22 protein-coding genes are annotated in these 22,843 nt (G+C 28.4%); 13 read left to right on the forward strand and 9 right to left on the reverse strand.

Going from position 1 to position 22,843, the window contains the following annotated elements; genetic code table 11:
- Positions 1-53 precede the first annotated feature (53 nt).
- Together AEBR_RS11435 and AEBR_RS11440 are read right to left on the reverse strand one after the other, a co-directional pair.
- Entirely contained in the window at positions 54-2,213 is a 2,160-nt protein-coding gene (locus tag AEBR_RS11435; protein WP_129086681.1) for a cache domain-containing protein, read from the reverse strand.
- Positions 2,214-2,216: 3 nt separating this feature from the next.
- Complete coding sequence (locus AEBR_RS11440) at positions 2,217-3,320, reverse strand: ABC transporter substrate-binding protein (protein WP_129086682.1); 1,104 nt, start codon at positions 3,318-3,320, stop codon at positions 2,217-2,219.
- Positions 3,321-3,416: 96 nt separating this feature from the next.
- Here AEBR_RS11440 and AEBR_RS11445 point away from each other — a divergent pair, with 96 nt between their 5' ends.
- Positions 3,417-3,983 carry a ribonuclease HII gene (locus AEBR_RS11445; RefSeq protein ID WP_129086683.1) on the forward strand — a complete coding sequence of 189 codons (567 nt, stop codon included), beginning with the start codon at positions 3,417-3,419 and terminating at the stop codon, positions 3,981-3,983.
- Between the two features lie 3 nt (positions 3,984-3,986).
- On the opposite strand, the gene AEBR_RS11450 is transcribed toward AEBR_RS11445, so the two are convergent.
- Positions 3,987-4,301 carry an MTH1187 family thiamine-binding protein gene (locus AEBR_RS11450; RefSeq protein ID WP_129086684.1) on the reverse strand — a complete coding sequence of 105 codons (315 nt, stop codon included), beginning with the start codon at positions 4,299-4,301 and terminating at the stop codon, positions 3,987-3,989.
- A 157-nt stretch (positions 4,302-4,458) separates the two neighbouring features.
- Between AEBR_RS11450 and AEBR_RS11455 the strand changes: the two genes are divergently transcribed.
- The 3 genes from AEBR_RS11455 (at position 4,459) to AEBR_RS11465 (ending at position 6,597) form a co-directional block, all read left to right on the forward strand.
- Positions 4,459-4,797, forward strand: coding sequence for a hypothetical protein (locus AEBR_RS11455; protein WP_128978990.1), 339 nt, complete (start codon positions 4,459-4,461; stop codon positions 4,795-4,797).
- A gap of 170 nt (positions 4,798-4,967) precedes the next feature.
- A complete protein-coding gene (locus AEBR_RS11460) occupies positions 4,968-5,567 on the forward strand; it encodes a globin domain-containing protein (RefSeq protein ID WP_129086685.1) in 600 nt (199 codons plus the stop codon).
- The gene (locus tag AEBR_RS11465) at positions 5,557-6,597 is read left to right on the forward strand and encodes an ABC transporter substrate-binding protein (RefSeq protein WP_129086686.1); all 1,041 of its coding nucleotides are present in this window, start codon (positions 5,557-5,559) and stop codon (positions 6,595-6,597) included. Before AEBR_RS11460 ends, AEBR_RS11465 begins: the two co-directional genes overlap by 11 nt.
- A 26-nt stretch (positions 6,598-6,623) precedes the next feature.
- Here the strand turns inward: AEBR_RS11465 and AEBR_RS11470 are convergent, their stop codons facing one another.
- Together AEBR_RS11470 and AEBR_RS11475 are read right to left on the reverse strand one after the other, a co-directional pair.
- A complete protein-coding gene (locus tag AEBR_RS11470) occupies positions 6,624-7,364 on the reverse strand; it encodes a methyltransferase domain-containing protein (RefSeq protein WP_129086687.1) in 741 nt (246 codons plus the stop codon).
- 3 nt (positions 7,365-7,367) lie between these two features.
- On the reverse strand, positions 7,368-8,327 hold the full coding sequence (locus tag AEBR_RS11475) for an ABC transporter substrate-binding protein (protein WP_129086688.1): 960 nt from the start codon (positions 8,325-8,327) through the stop codon (positions 7,368-7,370).
- Positions 8,328-8,443: 116 nt separating this feature from the next.
- On the opposite strand from AEBR_RS11475, the gene AEBR_RS11480 reads away from it, so the two are divergent.
- The 9 genes from AEBR_RS11480 to AEBR_RS11520 all read left to right on the forward strand — a co-directional run bounded on the left by AEBR_RS11480 (position 8,444) and on the right by AEBR_RS11520 (position 17,179).
- Entirely contained in the window at positions 8,444-9,355 is a 912-nt protein-coding gene (locus tag AEBR_RS11480; RefSeq protein WP_129086689.1) for an LLM class flavin-dependent oxidoreductase, read from the forward strand.
- Positions 9,356-9,359: 4 nt separating this feature from the next.
- A complete protein-coding gene (locus AEBR_RS11485) occupies positions 9,360-10,355 on the forward strand; it encodes a FecCD family ABC transporter permease (RefSeq protein ID WP_129086690.1) in 996 nt (331 codons plus the stop codon).
- Entirely contained in the window at positions 10,355-11,113 is a 759-nt protein-coding gene (locus AEBR_RS11490) for an ABC transporter ATP-binding protein (RefSeq protein WP_129086691.1), read from the forward strand. The genes AEBR_RS11485 and AEBR_RS11490 overlap by 1 nt, the downstream gene beginning before the upstream one ends.
- A 92-nt stretch (positions 11,114-11,205) precedes the next feature.
- The gene (locus AEBR_RS11495) at positions 11,206-13,137 is read left to right on the forward strand and encodes a TonB-dependent receptor plug domain-containing protein (RefSeq protein WP_129086692.1); all 1,932 of its coding nucleotides are present in this window, start codon (positions 11,206-11,208) and stop codon (positions 13,135-13,137) included.
- A 12-nt stretch (positions 13,138-13,149) separates the two neighbouring features.
- Positions 13,150-13,608 carry a hypothetical protein gene (locus AEBR_RS11500; RefSeq protein ID WP_129086693.1) on the forward strand — a complete coding sequence of 153 codons (459 nt, stop codon included), beginning with the start codon at positions 13,150-13,152 and terminating at the stop codon, positions 13,606-13,608.
- Between the two features lie 91 nt (positions 13,609-13,699).
- Positions 13,700-15,697 (forward strand): TonB-dependent receptor plug domain-containing protein, encoded by a 1,998-nt coding sequence (locus AEBR_RS11505; RefSeq protein WP_129086694.1) that lies wholly within the window; start codon positions 13,700-13,702, stop codon positions 15,695-15,697.
- 9 nt (positions 15,698-15,706) lie between these two features.
- Positions 15,707-16,144 (forward strand): TonB-system energizer ExbB, encoded by a 438-nt coding sequence (gene exbB / locus AEBR_RS11510; protein WP_172658901.1) that lies wholly within the window; start codon positions 15,707-15,709, stop codon positions 16,142-16,144.
- Entirely contained in the window at positions 16,125-16,505 is a 381-nt protein-coding gene (locus AEBR_RS11515; protein ID WP_129086695.1) for an ExbD/TolR family protein, read from the forward strand. Before exbB ends, AEBR_RS11515 begins: the two co-directional genes overlap by 20 nt.
- Entirely contained in the window at positions 16,502-17,179 is a 678-nt protein-coding gene (locus tag AEBR_RS11520) for an energy transducer TonB (protein ID WP_129086696.1), read from the forward strand. The genes AEBR_RS11515 and AEBR_RS11520 overlap by 4 nt, the downstream gene beginning before the upstream one ends.
- Here AEBR_RS11520 and AEBR_RS11525 read toward each other — a convergent pair.
- The 4 genes from AEBR_RS11525 to AEBR_RS11540 all read right to left on the reverse strand — a co-directional run bounded on the left by AEBR_RS11525 (position 17,176) and on the right by AEBR_RS11540 (position 22,840).
- Complete coding sequence (locus AEBR_RS11525; protein WP_129086697.1) at positions 17,176-18,033, reverse strand: bifunctional methionine sulfoxide reductase B/A protein; 858 nt, start codon at positions 18,031-18,033, stop codon at positions 17,176-17,178. The two genes, AEBR_RS11520 and AEBR_RS11525, sit on opposite strands and share 4 nt — an antisense overlap.
- Before the next feature lie 102 nt (positions 18,034-18,135).
- Positions 18,136-19,287: an ATP-binding response regulator gene (locus AEBR_RS11530; protein WP_129086698.1), complete on the reverse strand. Its 1,152-nt coding sequence runs from the start codon at positions 19,285-19,287 to the stop codon at positions 18,136-18,138.
- Between the two features lie 5 nt (positions 19,288-19,292).
- On the reverse strand, positions 19,293-19,694 hold the full coding sequence (locus tag AEBR_RS11535) for a response regulator (RefSeq protein WP_129086699.1): 402 nt from the start codon (positions 19,692-19,694) through the stop codon (positions 19,293-19,295).
- A complete protein-coding gene (locus AEBR_RS11540; RefSeq protein WP_129086700.1) occupies positions 19,691-22,840 on the reverse strand; it encodes a transporter substrate-binding domain-containing protein in 3,150 nt (1,049 codons plus the stop codon). Before AEBR_RS11540 ends, AEBR_RS11535 begins: the two co-directional genes overlap by 4 nt.
- Positions 22,841-22,843 lie beyond the last annotated feature (3 nt).

The raw sequence follows: 22,843 nt of genomic DNA on the forward strand, positions 1-22,843 counted from the left end.
CCTAATGTTTAATTGCTAAGAGTATTATACTACTTGAGTGCTAATTTGTCAAGTTAAATTTCAAAAGTATATGAATGTGAGATGTTTTTAGGCAATTTTATTGTAAAACAGCACCCTTTATAGTTTTTATCTTCAACCTTATAATTGATATTTTTTACATAAAACTCACCTCTCATATGGTCAACTATTATCTGATGGGACATATAAAGACCAATTCCAGTACCTTGTGATTTATGTTTTGTAGTAAAATATGGATCAAAAATTTTAAGTAAAATACTATCAGGGATCCCTCCTGCATTATCACTAAATTTTAATTTATAAGAGTCTCTATTTACAAGCTCTCTAATCTCTATTATTCTAGGAGAGATATCATTAGCAATAAAGGCATCTTTTGAGTTGTTAATTAGATTGATAATTACTTGAATAAACTCATTTGGATAACCTTCAACTTCAAACTTTTTATCTAAAAAATCTGTTTTAATAACCAAATTATGATTTTTTATACTTGCTTGGAGTAGTTTTAATGCCTTATCAATTGAGTCTCTAATTTCAAATTTTTCTAAACTTTTGTCAATTCTAAAAAAGTTTCTAAAGTCATCAATTGTTTTTGAAAGATACAGAGCATTTTGAACAATCATATCCATTGCTATATCTATTTGTTTATCTTCTAATATTCCAAACTCTTTTTCAAGTTTAATACTACTTGCACTTGTACTAATAACATTTAATGGTTGTCTCCATTGATGGGCAATATTTCCAATCATCTCTCCCATTGATGCCATTTTTGTTTGTTGAAATAAAAGTTTGTCTTTACTTTTTACATCACTTATATCTATTAAAGCAGAAACCCTAATATTTTTACCATCTAGTTTTAAAAATTTACCTTGAACCAATCCATTAATTATAGTTCCATCTTTTCTACAAAAATCAACTTCATAGGGTTCAAGAATATTCTTTTTAAATCTCTCTTTTACAAGCTCTTTATAATCTTCACTTACAAAATCCAATACATTTCTACCTATGGCTTCCTCTTTTGATTCAAAACCAAAAATTTCAACAGTTACATCATTTAAGTCAATAATATCATATCCAGAAGAGAGTACAATTGACTCCATAGTAGAGTTAAAAAGTGCTTTAAAGCTACTTAGAGATTGCTCTAATTTATCTTCTCTTTTATCAATCTCTTCTTGCATTTTGCTAAAACTATTTAGCAGTTTGTTAAACTCATCATAATACATATCTTTATGTTCTAAACTATAGTGTCCATCTGCAATTTTTGAAGTTATTGTATGAAGATTATCAAAAGATTTAAATATCTTTTTAGAAATTTTAAATGAAAAATAGATTGACAAGGCAATAAAAAAAATGATTAATAAAATAAAAACTACTACAATATAGTATATTGGTCTCATTATCTCATTGTAATTATTTCTTACTATAAGATACCAGCCTGTTCTACTATTTTGCCAATAGGAACCATATTGCTTCTCTCCACTTACATTTGATTTGAAAACCCCATGAGAGTCAGGACTTTTTTTATTAATAAGTTCAGTAAAAACCTCTGAAGAGCTTGCATCATATCTTTGTGAAATCAAAGCTTTTGTATCTGGATTCATTATAATAATTCCATTTCTATCAAAAACTCTAATCATATGAGAACCATCTTGATTTTTAAACTTTATTACAAATGTAGACAAACTTGACAAATCTATTAAAACTACCCCTATTTTATTGCCCATTTTAAAGCTATATGAGATAGTAGGAGTTTCATCAACAGATGAAAGAAACACATTTGACCAATAAACATTTGTACTTTTTAACTTTTTATAATACTCTTTATTTGAATAATCAAAACCTTTATAAACATTTTGTTGTACTGACTTTGAATAGAAGTTTTCAACAGTACCATCTTTATTTAAAACCAGAATTGAAGAGATAAAACTTTTTAACTCTAAAAGATTGTTTATTGAACTTTTATCATCTAAACCATAATTTCTCTTGATATATCTTGATACATCATCAATCTCATTAATCAGTTCATTTATCTTTGTATTTACTTGCTTTAACACAAGGCTTTGATTAAAATTTATCAACTCTTTTTTTGAATTATAAATATTTATAATCGACAATGTCCCTACTGTAATAATTACTGAAATAGTAATCAACATTAGCAGATGAAGTATCTGCTTATTTAAACTCTTCTCTTTCATCATAACCTATTCTATTTTAACAAAATTCCCATTTTTCACTTGGGTTAAATATTGTTCTTTATTTACATCACCAAATTCGTCAAATAGTATATACCCTTGCAAACCCTGAAATTTTTTTATTTTCAATAACTCATTTTTAAACTCTTTTATATTTTGATTTTTTCTTAAAACCTCCAAAATAATAAGTCCTGTTTCGTATCCTTGGGCAGAAAAAGTGGTTGGAATTGTATTAAACTTTTTTTTATATTTATTTACAAAATCTAAATATCTCTCTCCTTTAGAGTTTTCATCATATGAAGATAAAAATATTGTTCCTTCTATATTTTTTCCACCCTCAGTTATAAACTCAGTAGTTTGTGCCCAAGCTGAAGTTATGATTTTTTGTTTAATACCATTTATTCTAAGATATTGAATCAACTTTGAAGAGTCCAATGAACCTGCAACAATAAGAAGGGCATCCACTTTTTTAAGAGCTTTTATTTTCTTTAATATCTCTTCAAAACTTTCATCAAAGGTGCTAACTGAAAGATAATTTTTCCCAAGACTACTAAAAAGTGATTTTTGCATATTTTTAATATAACTGTCTGAATAATCCTTATTTTTTAAGTCATAGATTGCATAAATATCAGTTAGATTATTTTTAATTAGATATTCTAAAAGTATCTCAAATTTTTTTTGTGATTGTGCCATTTGCACTCTTAAAAAATTATCATCAATCCCACTAAAAGTGCTACTGCTTGCTGAAGGTGAAATAAAAACTATATCGCTATTTTTTGTTTCCTCTAGGGATACTTTTACCATTGAGCTTGTTGTATTACCAACTACCAAAGAGATTTTTTCTTCTTTAAAGAAATTAATAATTTTTTTTGCTTGACTTTCATTTTGCATATCATCTTTTACTAAAAGTCTAAGTTTGGTATTACCTATTTTGTAATCACTATCTTCAAAAGCTAATCTAAGCCCATTTAAAACCGAATGTCCTAAATCAGAGTATTTTCCACTTAGTCCACCAATGAAACCTATTCTAATTTGATCGCTTTTTTTTATAAAAAAAATAAACAGTAAGAAACAAGTAAAAAAAATAATTAATAAAATAATAGTTTTTTTCATTTTCTCTCCATTGTTATAATTAATTATACAATTTCAAACCTATATTTATCTTTCTTTACAAAAAATCATACTAGAATTCAACTCTTAGGAGATTATATGAAGTGTGGTATAGATGAAGCAGGAAGAGGTCCACTAGCTGGTCCCTTAGTTGTGGCGGGTGTAGTTATAAAAAAAGAGATAAAAGGCTTAAATGACTCAAAAAAGCTAACAGAAAAAAAAAGAGAAGAGCTTTTTGATGTTATTATTAAAAATTGTGATTTTCATATAGTTTTTAAAAGCGCTAAAGAGATTGATGAAAAAGGTATTAGCTCATGTCTAAAAAGCTCAATTTTGGAGATTATGGAAAATATTGAAGCAAATTCTTATCTAATGGATGGAAATACCTCTTTTGGAATAAAAACACTTCAACACAAAATAAAAGCAGATGCTACAGAAGAGGAAGTTAGTGCAGCCTCTATTTTAGCTAAAGTTAGTAGAGATAGATTTATGTGTGAGATTGCTTCAAAATATCCAAACTATAACTTTGAAAAACACAAAGGATATGGCACACAAGAGCATGTTGATACAATCAAAAAGTTTGGAAGATGTGAACTTCATAGAAAAAGCTTCAAACTAAAAGCCTTGGGTGAAGAGAGCCTAGGAGTTCAAAAAACTCTCTTTTAAACCCTATTTTGAAACTTCACCAATTTTGTTTTCAATTGACTGAACTTTCCCTTTTAATCTATTACTATGACCTTTTCTAATATCAAAAGTGATTGGAGAATAAACTCTGTTACAACCTAATTTATCCAAGGTATCATAACATTTTTGGATTATTTCTAAAGCTTTTGAAAGTTCTTCTGTTTCAATAATTGTTGCCATTGGAGTTAATTGATAAGAAACCCCTGAATCTCTAATTACTTTTATAACCTCTGCCACATATTCACTTTTGCTCTCACTGCCGTCTGTTGGGAACATTGCCATTTGTAATAATACGCTCATTTTCAACCTTATTAAATAATATATTTTGAGTAATTATATTACATTAAATTTTAAGTGAAAATATTTAAATTTTAAAAAAATATTTATTTTATTAATTTAAGACATCTTCATCAAATTTACGTTAATATGACAAAATAAATATTTAAAAAGGAGCAATATGCAACTAGAAGTTTCACCTGAAGTTCTACTATCACAACTTGGCTACACAAAAAGTGATTCAGCACTAAAACAAGCACAAACAATAATGAAACAAACAAAAGAGTTTGATAAGTTTTCAAAACATATCATAAGTTTAAATGACAATTTAAAAAAAATGAATGCCTATGTGGCTCTATCTAACTCATCAGAATACTTAAAAATTAAATGTGATGAAAATGACGCAGATGAAATATTAGAAGAGTTCCATGATTATGTTAATCAATGGGCAGAAAAATATAATGTTGATCTTCAAAAACTTGATAAAAAAGAAGTTTATTATATTTTAGGAACAAAATAACACTCTAGGGGGATCTTATTCCCCCTCTTTTTAATTTATCATATATAATTCAAACTTATAATTTAAATATAATTATTTAAATTATTGACAAACGCTATATATTATATTATACTACGAAGTTCATTTACTTAAACTACTTGCATTTTTCACAAATTAAGTAAAGGACAAATATGAATGCAAAAAATTCATACCAAAATTTGGATTATGAAAATCTTCCAAATATAAAAAAATTCACTGCATGTGATATTACACAAAAATTCAATCCTACTGGAATAAAAGAACCAATGATTGATTTTGTATTTCCTGAAATCCCCTTCCCTCCAAAATATTTTTATGAAGAGTTAGGAGAAGAGAAAATTAGAGAACTGGTTTTTTATCACCACAATTTAATGAGAAAAAGTGCCATTGGACATCTCTTTACCCATGAAGAAGATAAGTTTAAAATTGTACTTGACAGAACTGCTGATTTCTTTCTTGAAGCTTTAGGTGGTGGAGAAAAATACTCTTCAAAATATGGACATCCTCACTTAAGAGCTAGACATTTCCCTTTTACAATTGACGAAAAAGCAAGAGAGATTTGGCTTATGTTTTTTAAAAAAGCTTTAAAAGATTTAGATGTTCCAAAAAAATATATAAAAGCTTTTTGGGAGTGGTTGGAGCCAATGTCCCTTAGAATGATAAATAGAAGAACAATGATGGAACTTCCTAAAAGATACCCTTTTGAAGCAATTGCCAATGAGTTTGGCTTAGGAGAAAATAATGAAAAGTAGTAAAATACTAATATATCTTCTCCTTTTTTGTTTTATAAATTTATCACTGCAAGCAAAAACCATAACTGATATGAGTTACACAAAAGTTGAGATTCCAGATAAAATAGAAAAGGTTTTTGGTTCTGCACCACCAACCACATATTTAATCTCGCTTTTTAATCCAAATATTCTTGTAGGGCATAACTTCCCTGTTTACAATATAAATAACTTTGCTTCAAAAGAGTATGTGGGTGAATATTTTATGAATCTTCCTATTTTAGGAGGATGGCAAGGGAACCAAAAAGGTGCAAGTATTGAAAAACTTTTAAGTTTAAACACTCAAGTTATCTTCTCTTGGCAAAATGATTTTTTACTAAAAAAAGTTGAGAACAGTTTAAAAAACATTAATATACCTGTTGTAATGGTTGATGCAGACAACTTAGAAAAGATGCCTGAAACTTTCAAATTTTTGGGAGAAGTTCTAAATGATGAAAAAAGAGGAGAGGAACTATCATTATATGCAAAAAACTCTATCTCTTATATAAAAAGTATTACTGAGAATATTAGTGATAAAGAGCAAAAAAGCTTTTATTATGCAGAAGGAAATGAAGGGCTTCAAAGTGACTGTACCTACTCTTTTCATACTACGCCATTTAGATTTATAAAAGCAAAAAATATCTATATGTGTGCACAAAAAGATACCATGGGGATGGAGAGCATAAATTTTGAAACAATTTTAAATGCAGACCCTGATTTTATAATTGTTCAGTCTCCAAAGTTTTATAAAAAGATATTTATAGATGAGAAATGGAAAATTTTAAAAGCTGTAAAAAATAGAAATGTTTATCTAGTCCCAAGAGTTCCTTTTAACTGGATAGATAGACCTCCTTCTTTTATGAGACTTATTGCAATTCATTGGTTAAGCAAAATCTTCTATCCTAATAGATACACAAAAGATATCAACGAAGAGATAAAAGATTTTTATAAACTCTTCTTTAATAAAGAGCTAAATACTATAGAGTTACAAAGTATCATAAAAGAGGCTTTTTAAACCTAAGAAGATACCAAAGTATCTTCTTAAGCTATATCCCAAACTAAAACTCCAATACTAGAGAAAGTCTCTCTTATAACTTTGCCCTCTTTTTCATAAGGTCTTAAAAATTCAATTGCCTCATCAATAGAGATATCCATATCTTTTAATTTTAGATGTTCCACTACATCTTTTGCAATCTCTTCTATTGTTCCTTCTTGAGTCCAATTATGCTCAAAAAACTCCTCTTTTGTTTCATATCCTAAAGAGTTAAGATACTCTTTTGTCATATTAAACTTATTTACTGTTCCTTCAAACTCATATCCTAAAAGTTTCATTATATCATCCATAATTGGACTATGTCTATCTTTAGAAAAAGAGACAAAAATACAGCTTTTTTTTGATAAATTCATCATTGTATGCAAATCTTCAATAGAACTAATAGCTGGTGTCATTGCACTTAAAACAATATCATACTGTTCATCTGTATTAAACTTTTTAAAATCCTCTTTTATCAATCTTATATTATCAATTGCATTTTTATCAATATACTCTTTAAAACGACCTAACATTCCACTAGATAAATCAACTCCTAAAATAGAACTTGCATCTTTTGATATTATTGAACTATATAATCCAGTTCCACAGCCAATATCCAATACACTTTTATTGCTAAAATCTACTCCAAACTCTTTTACTCTTTTTAAAACTCTATTTGGAGTAATTAATCCCTCCTCTTCCATTGGTGTTGGATAATTTTTTGATTTAAAATCCCAAAATTGTTCCATTTTCTACTCTCCTTTTAATAAATTTATAATTTTTTCATCATCTAATGAAACATCTAAAAAGAGTCTATAAAACTCTTTAACTCTACTATTTATATTGAAACTATAAATATCTTTATAAACAAGATTCCCAAGCCACTGTGCCCCAAGTATTTTCATAAATGAAGGTGGTCTGTCAAACCAACTAAAAGGTGAACTAGGTATTAGATATACCTCTTTGTTTTTTACAGCTTTGATATCTTTAAATTTTTCATTTTTATAAATATTGTTATAAAAATTTTGCTCTTGTGTTATGATTACATCTGGATTATAAAGTAGCAGTTGTTCTAAAGAGATTCTATCTCTTCCAAAGCCCATTTTATTACTACACTTGTGAGGGTTCTCTGCACCAATGTATTCAATTAAATCTGCATGAATAGATTTATCACACTCTGTTAATAACCCATCTGTTCCTTCTGCATAATAGACACTCTTTCTCATTTTTATTTTTTTTTGCAAATTTTCAATCTCTTCTAACTTTGTTTTTGTATATTCTGATAGTAGTTTTGTTCTCTCTTCCATAAAAAGAGCTTTCCCTATTTCATCATAAACTTTTACATAATCTTTTAAAGAGCTAAGATTTACTTCAAAAGTTTTAAATCCCAAACTATTTATTTTCTCATTTACCTGTTTAAATCCATTGTTATAGTTCCAAGTTACTACAAGATCAGGATTTACTTTTATAAGTGTTTCAAAGTTTGGAGTTTTTCCTTGCCCATACCAACCACCTATAATAGGCAAACTTCTCATCTCTTCTTTTAAATAAAGCAACTCTTTATCTCTAAATGCATAATTTGTCCCAGCAATTAACTTAGGATTTATTGAGTATAAAAAGTATGTTGCAGGAGGAGAAGCACCAAAAATAGTAAGATTATCCTTTGAGTAAAGAAAATCTAAAACTAGCAAAAATAAAACCAATTTTTTCACAAAAACTCCTTTTTTGTAATTTTGTATATAAAATAAACAAAATTTATTTTATTTTGTGTTGACATTTTATTCGCTATATATTACAATATACAACGAAAAATTGCAAGTAGGTTGAAATGAATATAGGTTTAATGCTTTTGTATGAAAATTGGGATAACAACTATTCAAATGCTTTCCAACAACAACAGGAATTAATATTGTTAGGTGAAGAGCTAGGTTTAGATGAAGTTTGGATAACTGAACATCATTTTAATAAATTTAGTTTAAGCTCATCAATTTTAACTCTAATGGCATATATAATTGCAACGACAAAAAAAATAAGAGTAGGAACAGCCTCAATACTTACTCCTATTTATAGTCCAATAATTGTTGCTGAGGCAATTGCGACTCTTAATGTCCTCAGTAACAACAGATTCAATTTTGGCGTTGCAAAAGGTGGTCCCTTCAAAAAACAGAATGAGTTGTTAGACTTTGAAAACTCAAGGGAGAGAATGCTTCACTCTCTTGATGAAATATTTTCATATTTAAAAGAAGAAAGCTCTGTATTTCCAAAACCTATTAGCAATATTCCGACTTTTATAGCTTCTAAAGATGAGCAATCTATTACCTATGCAGCCCAAAATAACATAGGATTAATGGCTGCTCATTTATGGTCTACTGAAATTATTAAAACCATGATTGAGCAATATAAAAAAGCCAATTATCGGAACCTTCCTCCCCAAATTATGTGTTCAAGAGGGTTTTATATGGCAAGTAGCAATGAAGAAGCTATAAATGAAGCGCTTCCCGCGCTTATAAGATTTAGAGAACAGATGGAAAAACAAGGAATTAGCAGTCCAATTTTTTATGATGAAAATTATTGGATTGAAAATGGAATAATTGGGGATAAAGAAACGTGCATTAAAAAAATCAAAGAATTGAAAGATTTAGGCATAACAAACTTAGCATTAAAACCGATTTCAAATGATGTAGAAAAAAACAAAACCTCTTTAGAAAAATTTGCTAAAGAGATTTTACCTAGCTTTTAATAAAATGAAATCGATTTTAGTTCTATTTATACTATTAGTATTTATCTCTATTTTTTCACTCTCATTGGGGCAATATCATTTAGAAATATCACAAATTTTTGATTTTTTTCTTTATAAAGTTGGTTTAAAAGAGATTGATAATTTCCAACTACTACAAAATATAATTATGGAGATAAGATTTCCTCGTATTGTTGCCTCAATATTAATTGGTGCTTCATTGGCAATCTCTGGAGTTGCTTTTCAATCAATGTTTAAAAACCCATTAGTTTCCCCTGGTATTTTAGGAGTACTTTCAGGCGCTGCTTTTGGCGCTGCTTTAGGAATGATATTTTTTAAAAAGTTTTTATTAATTCAAGTTTCATCTTTTGTTTTTGGTGTTTTAGCTGTATTTATTGCACTATTTATCTCTATGTTTAATAGGCAAAATCAACTAATCCTATTGATTTTAGGAGGAGTTGTAAGTTCAGCATTTTTTAGTTCTATGCTCTCAATTACTAAATATATGGCAGATCCTTATAATGAGCTTCCTGCAATTGTATATTGGCTAATGGGAAGTTTGGCACTCATTGATAAACAGACTATTTATATAATCTCAATTCCAATTTTATTGGGAATTTTCCTAATGATACTTCTCTCAAAATATCTAAATATATTAAGCTTGGGAGATGAAGAGGCAAAAAGTTTGGGAGTAAATGTAAAACTTATAAGATTTGTTATTATCCTAATTGCCACATTCATTAGTGCTTTAACTGTAGTTTTAGCAGGAATGATAGGATGGGTAGGTTTGGTAATACCACATATTGCAAGACTACTTTTTGGCTCTAATAATATTATTATAGTTCCTATCTCTGCACTTCTTGGAGGAATTTATCTATTAATAATAGATAATCTATCTAGAACACTTTTTAGTGTAGAAATCCCTATAGGCATTTTAACTTCACTTATTGGAATACCTTTCTTTGCTTATGCTTTAAAAAATGTAAAAAAAGGATGGGGTTGATGTTTAGAGCAGAAAATCTAAAGTTCTCTTATGGGAAAAAAGAGATTTTAAAAGGCATTAGTTTTGAAATTAATAGCTCCGACATAGTATCTATTTTAGGTCCAAATGGATGTGGGAAGACTACTCTTCTAAAAATAATGTTAGGTTTTTTAAAACCCACAGAAGGGAAAATATATTTTGATAATAAAGAGATACATAAAATAAAACCTAAAGAGCTTTTTCAAAAAGTAGCTTATATACCTCAAATACATGATGGTGCCTTTGGATATTTGGTAAAAGATGTTGTTTTAATGGGAAGAATGCCCTATAAAACTCTCTTCTCAAACTATAACAAATATGATAAAGAGATTACATTAAAAGCTTTAGATACTTTAGGAATTTTAGAGTTAAAAGATGAAATATATACCACCTTAAGTGGAGGTCAAAGACAGTTAGTGTTAATTGCAAGAGCTATAACACAACAAGCTGATATATTTATTATGGATGAACCAGTAAATGGCTTAGACTTTGGAAATCAATATAAACTACTCAATAAAATCAAAGAGTTATCAAAAAAAGATTTAACCTTTATAAAAACAAGTCACTACCCAGACCATGTTTTTTTTGTTTCAAATGAAGCACTTTTTTTGGATAGAGGTAAAATCCTTGAAAAAGGAGATCCAAATTTAATAATAAGAGAGGAGAATATAAAAAGAGTGTATAACATTGAATCAAAGATCACAACTGTTTATAATAGAAAAGTTTGTTTAGCAATGTAAAATTTTTTTATTATCGTTATATACAAAAGTATATAACAATTTTGTGACTTATTTTACAAATTTGAAAAGATATAGATTTTAAAGGAGAAAAAATGAAGAAAACAATAATTTGTTCAATCTGTTTAGCTTCACTTCTATATGCAAGTGAAAGTGAAGAGTTTAGTTTAGGTGTAATAGATATTAATGGGAAAAAAGATGTAAACAGTAAAGAAGAGATTTATAGTGAAGATATTGAGTTACACAACTATAGTGATATCTCTGAAGCATTAAGTGAAACAAGTGGGATATTTTTATCAAATAGTGGAGCAAGAGCTGAAAAAACAATCTCAATTAGAGGTTTTAGTTCAACAAGAGTTGCTGTATTTATGGATGGAATTCCTATTTACATGCCTTATGATGGTAACTTTGATTATGCAAGATTCACTACTGCTGATTTGTCAAAAATTGACATCTCAAAAGGCTTTTCATCGGTTAGATATGGTGCAAATACTATGGCAGGAGTAATAAACCTCATCTCAAAAAAACCAACTAAAGAGTTTGAAGGAGATATTAGTTTAGGTTCAAGTTTTGATGATGATTTTGGATTAAGCGAATATACAACAGCAATAAATTTAGGAACAAAACAAGAGAATTACTACTTACAATTTTCAGGAAGCATAAGAGACAGAGATCATTTTGATTTATCTCATGATTATCAAGCAACAGCAAATCAACCTAATGGAGAGAGAATTCAATCCTCTTCAAATGATAAGAAATTTAGTATTAAAGGTGGTTGGACACCAACAGAGGATAGTGAATATGCTCTTATGTACTCTAAAACAGATGCCCAAAAAGAGCAACCAAAAACTACAATAGCCAATAATGCTTTAGCAAGAGCTAGAGAGTGGGATTGGCCACAATGGGACAAAGAGGGAATTTATGCATTTACAGATAATAAATTTGGCGACAACTATTTAAAAACTAGATGGTTTTATGATAAGTTTGACAACTATTTAGTTCAATATCAAAATAATTCAAATTGGAAAAACTTTCAATGGGGAAGCAGATATGATGATTATAGTTACGGAGGTTCAATAGAGTTTGGTATGCCAATTTCTAACCATGAAATTGTTTCATCAATTAGTTATAAATATGATTCACATAAAGCCTATGATGAAAGTGATGTAAAAGATGAAGATTATGCAGATAAAACACTCTCTCTTGCTTTGGAAGATAGCTATTTTATAACAAAAGATTTAACCCTTGTTACTGGACTTAGCTACGATAGATTAGATGATGATAAAATCTGGGATAGTACAGGAACTTATTCAATAAAAAGTATGGATAGTTTTAATCCTCAAATTGGAATATTTTACGACATAAACGAGAGACAAAAAGTAAGTTTTACTGTTGCTAGAAAAACTCACCTTCCTACAATGAAAGAGAGATACTCTGAAAAAATGGGTACAGGATTAGCAAATCCTGATTTAAAAGAAGAAGAGGCTACCCACTACGAACTCTCTTACTCAAATATGTTAACTGATTACTTAAATCTAAAAACAAATCTTTTTTTAATAGATTATAAAGATGCTATTCAAAGTGTAACTGTTTTAGGACTAGACCAAAATCAAAATATTGGAGATTTTAGACATAAAGGAGTAGAAGTTGAACTAAACAGCAGTTTTGAAAGACTTACTACAGGTTTAAACTACACTTATATTGATATTGACAATAGAAATGAAAGTGATTATATAAGAACAGGTATTCCAAAACACTCTATCTTTTTATATGGAAAATATGATTTAACAAATGATCTATCTTTGTATGCAAATCTAAAAATTGAAGATGATACATATTTACAATATAGAGATAATAGTTATGATAAAAATAGTTATACAACCGTTGATACAAAACTTACTTATAAATATGAAAATATGACACTTGAAGCAGGTGTAAAAAACCTTTTTGATGAAAACTACTACTATGACTTGGGTTATTATGAGGCTGGTAGAGAGTACTTTATAAATATGAAATATACATTTTAATAGGAGAATTTTGTGAAAATAATAGTTCTATTTACCTTAACTTTTTTAAATCTTTTTGCATACTCATTGAGTATACAAGGAGATATTAAAGAGCCCTACTCTTTAGATGAAAAAGAGTTCAATCTTTTAACACACACTACACTTAAAGATGTAAGTGTGGTGTGTGCATCAGGGGAAGAGAAACAAAAACCAAAAGATTTAAATGGTGTTTTATTAATGGATTTGGTACAAAAAGCTAAAGTTGCTATAAAAAGTAAAAAAAAGCTAAATCAAATTATAGTTTTAGCAAAAGCAACAGATGATTATGCTGTTGCTTTTAGTTATAACGAAATATTCAATACTGATATTGGAAACTCCATAATTGTAGTATATGAAAACAATAGCTTTTCTCTATATTCTAAAAAAGATTTTTTAACTGGACCTAGACACGTTTATTCTTTAGATGAAATACAAATTAAGTTAATTGAATAAAGGAGAGGATTAGATGTAAAAAAAGAGTTCCTAAATTAATGTTATTTACAAAAGGTTGCATGAGATAACAATAACTAAAAAAAGGAAAACAATGAAATATACACACACAAGTCTAATTACAGCACTATTTTTAAGTAGTACACTTTATGCTACACAAGAGTTTAAACTTGAGCAAATAGAGGTTACTGATACTTTGTCAGCAAAAACAATGGATGAGATAAAATATGAGCAGTTAAACGATCCTCAAGTGCCAACAGCTAGTTCAACTTTATCAACAGAGACATTTACAAAAAGTGATATTGAAAAAATCAAACCAAAAAATGTTTATGAAATATTAAATAGTGCCCAAAGTGTTAACATCTTATATATGGGAAGAAAACACCCTTATACAATCTCTTTTAGAGGTAGTTCAACAGGAGTTGGTGCTAGTTCTTTTGGCATTATTTTAGATGGGGCTTTACTTAGTGATAATACAGCAATGAGAATTTTAGAGGTTTTACCTCCTGAAATGATAGAGTCTTTACAAATTGTAAGAGATTCAAGTGCCCTAAGTCTTGCACCAATGCAAGCTTTTGGTAATCCAAATGGTTCACCTCTTCAAGGCTATATTGTAATAAAAACTAAAAAACCACTCAAAAATGAGGGTGGATTAAAAGTTGCTTACGAGAGTTTCAATACAAAAAAGACAAACTTTTTTTATGGTGGAAGAAGTGATGATATCTACTATATGGGTTCAATTGATGCAGTTGATAGCCAAGGTAAAGATGGGTATAACACTGCAAAAGAGGGAGCAAGTGGTTTTTTTAAAGTTGGTATGGATAAAGATGATTTCAATATTGAACTAAGTGGTTTTTATTCAAGATATTTTCAAGAGATTCAAAAAGCCAATTTGCCAATTAGTAGGTTTTACAACGTATATTGGAAATACCAACCTTTCGAAAATGGTTTAATAAGTCTTAGTATGACAAAAAACTGGAACAGTAATCAAAATACCAATATAACACTATCTCACGCAAAATCAAACTGGACACACAATCAAGATACAACAGGGGTAACTTATACCTATTTTGTTGGTTCACAAACTAATGATTCAGTTAATATCAAACATACAATGAAACTTGCTGATACAATCTTAAAAGTTGGTGGACAAGCTATCTGGTATGATTCTCCAAATGGAGAACTTTTTTATGAAGGATATGAGAGAAAAGAGCAAATTTATGGTGCTTTTATCCAAGCTCAACACTTTATTAGTGACAAACTTATAATTGATGAAGCAATTAGAATTGATAAAAAACATATTGATTCTCTTTTGGAAAGATATAGCCCAAATACAGATCTTAGTTATCCTGGGAATCTAAATAATACAAAAGTTTCAACTATAAATGATAAATGGGCAAAAGCAACACTAAATCTAGCTCTTGGTGCCTTATATAAAATTGATGATAAAAATACACTAACAGGTAAATTTGCTTATGCTTCTAACTCTGTAACAAGTGATATAACAACATCAGAAGTGGGAACTGCTCTTGAAAAAGAGGAGCAATATAGATATGAGTTGGGATATGAATACAATTTTGCAAAAGCAGTTGCAAAAGCAAATGTTTTTTATTATGATATAAATAATTTAAAATCCCCATATTATATTGGAACTGCTGCAAACCCACAAATTGTATTCTCACAATATGACCAAGAGAGATATGGTAGTGAGTTATCTTTTGAAGGGAAAATTGACTCATTTGATTATTTACTTAATTATTCATATGTTAAAGCTGACAATAAAAACAATGAAATTCCAAATCATATAGCCTCTGCAAAATTTGGTTACACATATAAAGATATTAACACAAACATAACAACAAAATATGTTGATGGATACGAATCAAACTTCTTTACAACAGATAATAATTATCACAAAGTTGGGGATTTTGTAGTTGTTGATATGGGAGTTGATTATAGACATAAACTCAATGGATATGATGCAATAGCTTCTATATATGGAAAAAATATAACAGATAAAAAATATATGACAAAAATTGGTTGGGAAGATGTTGGAGCAATTTTTGGAATAAGTTATTCAATTAAATTTTAGGATATTTAAATGATAGAGTTAATTAAAATATATATCGAATACTCGATAATCGGGATTTTAGGATTTATGAGTTTTTTAACTTTATGGTTTGGTTTAGAGAGAGTTTTTTATCTAACAAAAGTGGATATAAGAACTTTTGAAAAAAGAGGTGAGCTTGAAAATAGGCTCACTTCAAACCTTACCATAATCTCAACAATCGCGTCAAATGCACCATATATTGGTCTTTTAGGAACTGTATGCGGGATTATGATTACCTTTTATAAAATCTCACTAGATGGTAACTTTGAGACAAATAGTGTAATGTTAGGTCTTGCTTTGGCTCTTAAAGCAACAGCTATAGGGATTTTAGTGGCAATACTTGCAACAGTTATTTATAATATGTTGGCAAGAAAAGCAGAAGTATTAATAACAAGATGGGAAGATTTAAATGAAGATCAAAAAATTTGACTCTATGAATGTAATCCCTTTCATTGATATTATGCTTGTATTATTGACTATTGTACTTACTTTTTCAACTTTTATAGCACAAGGAAGATTACAATTGCAACTCCCAAAATCAACAACAAGTGAACAAATTGATTTAAAACTAAAAGAGTTGACAATAGATAAAAATGGCAGTGTAACATTTGAAAAAGAGATTGTAACATTACAAAATCTAAAAGAGAAGTTAATACCTCTTTCAAAAGAGACAAATATCTCCATAAAAGCTGATGAAAATACACCTTTTAAAACTTTTGTTTATGTTATTAGTATTTTCAAAGAACTGAAACTAGAAAAAATATCAATAATAACAGAAGTAGAAAAATGAAATACTCTGTTATTGCTTTTATAATCTCTTTGTTTGTTCATAGTCTACTTGTAGCTGCATACTTTTCTATTAATACTACAAAAGAGAAAAAAGAGATAATAGTTTTAAATATGAATATGATTGATAAGATTATTGAAACAAAAAAAGTAGAAAAAGCAGAACAAAAAATCAATACTAAAGATGAAAAAAAGAGTGTTGAAAGAATTGAAAAGAAACCTTTAATAAAAAAAGAGAAAAAGATAGTAAAAAAAACTCTAGAGAAAGAGAAAATTAAAGAGGAACAAAAAGAAGAGTTAAAAAAGATAGTAAAAAGTAAAGAGATAGAGAAAAAACCTATAATAAAAAAAGAAGAAGATAGTATAAAAAGAGTGAAAAATGGTGAAAACTATCAAGAAAAATATATAAAATCAAATTTATCAAAAATAATTGCTGCCATAAAAAAACATAAAAAGTATCCTTACTTAGCTAAAAAGATGCAAATGGAAGGAAAAGTTATTATCAAATGTATAATCACCTCAAAGGGTGAAATTAGAAATATAGATTTTGTGGAAAAATCATCTTTTGAAATTTTAAATAAAAATAGTATTGAGATTTTAAAAAAGGCTTCAAAAGAGTTTGAAGCTCCTAAAAAAGAGATTGAGTTAACAATCCCTTTTAACTATGAACTAACTTAGTTAAAAATTTTATGATGGGTATGGCAATATGGAATCTTGCCATTTTTTTCGTAGTAGTTTTGATGATACTCTTCTGCTTCATAAAATTTTGAAAAATCATATAAAGAGGTTGCAACTTTATATCCCATATCTTCAAGTTCATCAATTAGCTCTAAAGTAGCTCGTTTTTGTTTTTCATCTGTATAAAATATTGCAGAGAGATATTGATTCCCTATATCTGGTCCTTGTCCATCTTTTTGGGTAAAATCATGGATTTCAAAGAAGTGTTTTGCTAACTCTTTAAAAGAGATAATACACTCATCATACTCTACTCTTACTGTCTCTAAATGTCCAGACATTCCACTACATACAACTCTATAGGTTGGATTTTCATAATGTCCCCCCATATAACCAGAAACAGCTGAATGAACCCCTGGTAATTTCTCAAAATGGTACTCTACACCCCAAAAACAGCCAGCAGCAAAATATGCAAAAGCGTGCTCTTCGCAGCACTTCTCTTTCCCTTCAAATTTCAAAGAGATAGAGTTAACACAGTGTCTTGTATTTTTTTTAGTAAAACCTTCACCTTCAAATACATGACCTAAATGTGCATCACAGTTTGCACAAACTATTTCAACTCTTCTTCCATCTCTATCTCTTACTCTTTTTACGGCACCTTTTATTTCGTCATCAAAACTAGGCCAACCACAGCCAGAGGTAAATTTATCTTTTGAACGGTATAGTGCAGCACCACACTTTTTGCAAAGATAAGTGCCCTCTTCATAAAAATCATTATATTTGCCAGAGAAGGGTCTTTCAGTTCCTTTGTTATCTATGACATAAGACTCTTCTGTAGTTAATTTGTTATAACTCATCATTTCCTCAAATGGTAATTTTTAGGAATTCTAACAAATTGATAGACAATATAAGAATAAAATTTACATATAATTTTTATCTTTAATACTTAGTCAAACTTTTCATTTAAAGAACTTAATGTTAAAAGAAAATAACCCATTTTCTTCATCTACATATACCAAAGCATTGTTTTTTTCGGCAATTATTTTTACCAAATGTAGACCAAAATAGTAGTTAGCAGAAGAGTCTAAATCAAACTCAATTTTATCAAACAACTCTTTGATATATTTTGTATTTTTACTATCTATATTTGTCTTCAAATCAAGCTGTATATAGTCATTATACTCACTAAAAAATAGTTCTATTTTCTTATCTTTTTGTTTAATCTCTTCAAATAAATATACAATATTAAACAGTAGTTTTATTAAAATATGTTTCAACTCAGCCAAAACAAAATTTACATGAATATTAATATCACCTTTAATTGTTGTTGTAATCTTACCTTTTATAAATATATCTTTAAAAAAGAGGACTGCACTGTTTACCATAACATTCAAACACAATCTTTCATTTTGTGCATCGGTTTTGAAAAAGCTTTTAAAGTCATCAATTGTAAGATTTAGATGTTCTAATTGATTAAAAGTTAGTTCAATAGTTTTTTCTATCATCTCTTTATTTAAGTCATCATTTGAAATCATTATCTCTAATGCTTGATTTTGTAACTTTATAAGTCCTAAAGGATATGTTAGTTGTTCTGTCATCATCTCAATCATTTCAGTAATAGCAAGCATTTTTGACTGTTTAAAAAGAAGTTCATCTTTTTTTCTAATATCCAATAGTTGTTTTTGAACAATACTGTTTAGATTTTTATTAACTTGACTTAACTCTTTTATAGTATGGGTAAGACTTAAATGAAGCTCAACTCTTTTTAACAAAACTTGAGAAGAAAATGGTTTAGTTATATAATCAACGGCACCTTGATTTAAGCCTTTTACAATATCTCCTTCTTCATCTTTTACTGTTAAAAAGATTATAGGAATATCTCTTGTTAGTACGTTTTCTTTTAATATTTTACACACTTCAAAACCACTTAGTGTAGGCATAACAATATCTAAAAGAATCAAATCAAAATAGTTTTTTTCAACTAACTCTAAAGCCTTCTCTCCACTTTGTGCATAGATAACATTGTAATCTTTTAATATGTTCATTGCAACTTGTAGATTTTTTGCATCATCATCAACAAGAAGTATCTTCTCTTCAAATTTTTTTTCCATATTAATTACTCCCTTTCACTTTGCATCTCTTCTAGCTTTTTTAGTTTTATATAATTTCTAGCTTTTGTTAATAACTCAATTGAGATGAAAGGTTTTACAACATAATCAATCCCTCCACACTCATAAGCTAATTCAATATCATTTGAAGACTCTTTCCCTGAGAGAAAAATAATTGGTATTTTACAATTTTTTGAACTCTCTTTTATAATTTTACAAACCTCATAACCATCTAAATCAGGCATCATTATATCAAGCAAAATAAGATCAAAACTGTTTTCATCAATTAGTTTTAATGCAGCTTTGCCACTCTTTGCATAAAACATTTTATACCCTTCACTTTTTAGGATATTCATTGCCATTTGAATATTTTTTGGTGTATCGTCTACAATTAGTATATTTGCAATCAATTCATATCCTTTAGTCTTTTTATAAGCTCTTCAAAACTATTTAGAAGAAAATCAACCTTCTCTATATCAAACGCCTCAATATCTTTTAGCATTTCATCACTGTAATCTTTTAAAATATAAATATCATACTCTAACGCTATTGCCTCTACTCTTTTTGCAAATTGTTCGATTAGTGTAAAATCTCCACCATCTTTTATCTCTTGCCAATCCTCTTTTAAGTCCTCTTCCAAAATAGAGATAACTTTTATAAGAGAATTTTTATCTATTTTTTTCTCTTTTGTCTCAACACTACTACTATTTGTTTTAAAACTATATTTTAAATATTTTGCTAACTCTTCAATCAAATCTTTTAATACAACTGGTTTCCTTAAATATCCATCAAAGCCATATTCAGAAACCTTCTGTAAATCTTTTCCCATAACAGAAGCAGTAAGGGCAACAACAGGTATTTCTTTTAGTTTTTTATCCTCTTTTATCTTTGTAACCGCTTCATATCCATCCATAACAGGCATTCGTAAATCCATCAATACCATTTGAACACTTACATTCTTTAACTTTTCAAGAGCATCTTGTCCATTAATTGCAGTTATAATTTCAATATCATAATCTTTTAAAGAGGCTTTTACTAATTTTCTGTTTTCTTCTATATCATCAACTACTAAAATCTGTGCTTTTTCAAACTCAATATTATCTGTTTCTAAAGTGTTTTGGCTCTTCTCTTCAACCATTGAGCTAACAGGTATATCATAGATATGAACAGTAAATTTAGAACCTTTGTGTTTTTGGCTTTCAACACTTATTTTTCCATTCATCATCTGTACAAGTTTGGTACAAATTGCAAGTCCCAAACCTGTTCCTCCATATTTGACACTATCTGTGCTGCTCTCTTGTTCAAAAGCATTAAAAATTAGTTCAAGGTTCTTTTCATCAACCCCTATCCCACTATCTTCTACACTGAAAATCAAATCTACTTTACTTTTAATTTTATCTTTATAGATATTCTCAACTTTTAGTTTTATAAAACCTTTTTCAGTAAACTTTATTGCATTTCCAATTAGATTAAAAAGAATTTGTCTTAATCTAACTCCATCAATGATTATATATTTAGGTATTGTTTTATCAATATCTACTATAAAACTTATATTTTTACTTATGATTTTAGAGTGAAAAATAGACTCAATTTCCAAGAATAGTGAAGTTGGATTTAAAGACTCATTTTTTATTTCAAGTTTTCCAGCCTCAATTTTTGACAAATCTAAAATATCATTTATAATTCTTAAAAGAGAGCTTCCTCCCTTTTTTATAGAGTCCAAATACTCTTTATGTACAGGATCTTTTATCTCTTTATCCAAAATCTCTGCAAATCCTATAACTGAGTTCATAGGAGTTCTTATCTCGTGGCTCATATTTGCCAAAAACTCACCCTTTTGTTTTGCAATATTTTCAGCCGAATTTTTTGCTTTTATTAACTCTTTATTTAAAGCCTCAATATGATTTCTCTCATCTTCAAGTTGCTCTTGCATCTTCTCTTTTTCAATTATTTGGAATTTCAATTTTCTATTCCAATAAAAAGTTCCAAATAAAACAAAAAATAAGATAATCCCTATTTTCCACATCAAAGTATAATCAATACCTTGTTCATAATCTAGTTTAATCCACTTTCTATAAATCTCATCTCTTTTAACTTGAGGAACTTGTTTTAAACTCTTTTCTAGTATAGATAATAACTCTTTATTTCCCTTGGCAACTGCAAAACCATACTCACTTTCATAACCCGTTGGTCCAACTATTTTAAGATTGCTAAGATTATATTTTTTTGAGTAGTATTCAAAGGTTGGTATATCAATAATAAAATAGTCGATTGTATGAGAAGAGAGAGATTTCAACGCTTGCTCTGTAGTACTAAACTGAACATACTTTTCTATTTTTGGATTACCTTTTTTTATTTTTTCAACAATAGAGTAATTTTCAACCACTCCAAGTTTTATCTTTTGTGGATTTGGTAAATTTTGTATTGAACTAATGTATGATTTGTTATTTTCATTTCCAATTATTACAATTGGAGATAGTATGTATTTAGAAGTAATATCTAAAAATTCACTCTTCTTTTTATTTAAAGAGACTGCATCTAATACTTGTACTTTGCCCTTTTTAAGAAGATCTATACTCTGTGTCCAACTATTGCTTGTAACTGTTTTAAAATTCACTTTACTAATCTGGCTCATATAATGTATTAAATCAGGAACAATCCCCACATATTTCCCATTTTCTACATATGAAAATGGTGGCCAGGCTGGATCTCCTGCAACTAAAATTTCTCTATTTTTTTTCAACCAGTTTAGCTCTTCAAGAGTAAAATCTATACCATGAAATCTTAACTCTTTTTCAAATACCCACTTTTTATTTATCTCTTTTTTTTCACTATCTTTAATACTGTTTAAAACTTTATTGATAATATCATTTAAAACACTCTTCTCTTTTAGTGTTGCAATTGCAACCTTTGATTGACCAAACTCTTTAACACTAAACTTTATTTCAAGATTTGTTAATAAATCTTTTTCTATATAATAGTTTACCACAGGCAGATTATCTATATAAATATCCGCATTTCCATAGGAGATTAGTTTTAGTGCCTCCTCATTTGATGTTGCATAAATAAATTTAATATTGGGAAATTTTTCAAGTAAAAGTTCATAGATGTAGTCACTTTTTTGAACCACAACTCTAAACTTTTCTATTTCATCTAAGGAACTAATTTTAAAATCTTTTCTTGATACAAGAACTTTATCAAAAACTAAATAAGCAGTTGAGAAATTTAGATACTCCAATCTCTCATTTGTTTCAACAGCACAAGATAGAGCATCTAATTCCTTATTTTTTATCTTTTTCATTACACTACTCCAATCATTGGAGTAGATTTCAAATTTCAAACCTGTTTTTGCGGAGATTTGTTTCAAATATTCAGATGAAATCCCTATGTGCTCACCCTTCTCATCAACAAATTCAAAAGGGGGCCAACTGGAATCAACACCTATTTTTACAATAGGATTACTCTTTATCCAATTCTTTTCATCTTGGGTCAATAGGTTTTTATCATTTGCAAAAAGAACTAATATAAATAAAATATTAACAATAAGAAATCTCAACAA

The sequence above is a fragment of the Halarcobacter ebronensis genome (assembly GCF_013201825.1).
GTDB lineage: Bacteria > Campylobacterota > Campylobacteria > Campylobacterales > Arcobacteraceae > Halarcobacter > Halarcobacter ebronensis.